Source organism: Arthrobacter sp. Y3223164, from assembly GCF_059091005.1.
In genome coordinates this window covers 1-526 of record NZ_JBNHGF010000813.1, presented here as the reverse complement: position 1 = coordinate 526, position 526 = coordinate 1, and the positions used below count along the sequence as shown (strand labels likewise).

The window sequence follows — 526 nt, the reverse complement described above, 5'->3', positions numbered from 1 at the left end:
CACGCAACCAGGGCGGCGGCCGCGTCGGCGGAGCCGCCGCCCATGCCGCCGGCAATCGGCACCCGCTTGGTGATGTCCAGGTGCACGCCCTGCGCGTGTCCGGAGGTTTCGCGGATCAGGTCGGCGGCCTGCACCGCCAGGTTGGAAGCATCCAGCGGGATGCCGTCCAGATCGAAGTCCAGCCCGGGCCCATTGCGCACGCTGACCGTGATGGCATCGTCCTCACGCGCGGTGGCGGTGACCTCCTCATACAACGAGAGCGCCAGATAGACGCTGGCCACCGAGTGGTAGCCATCCGGTCGCGGGCCGCCGACGCGGAAGGAGACGTTGATCTTTCCGGGCGCCATGACGCGGACGGGACGTGTTCTGGTCATATCGATGCCGCCACCTTCCTAGCCGACAAGCGGATGGTTGAACTCGGCGATGCGGGCAAAGGCGGCAATGTCCAGCACCTCTCCGCGGGCGCCGGGGTCCACGTTTGCCAGCCGCAGCGCTTCCTCGGCCCGGGCGGCGCTGCCGGCCCAGC

At 69.6% G+C, this 526-nt stretch carries 1 protein-coding gene and 1 pseudogene; both read right to left on the bottom strand.

What is annotated here, in order from left to right:
• Window positions 1-374, bottom strand: a 374-nt coding sequence (locus AC5RUJ_RS18165; RefSeq protein WP_494156508.1) for a GHMP family kinase ATP-binding protein, incomplete at its 3' end; no start/stop codon positions are given.
• Window positions 375-392: 18 nt separating this feature from the next.
• A pseudogene (locus AC5RUJ_RS18160) lies at window positions 393-526 on the bottom strand (16S rRNA (adenine(1518)-N(6)/adenine(1519)-N(6))-dimethyltransferase RsmA); the annotation flags it as partial.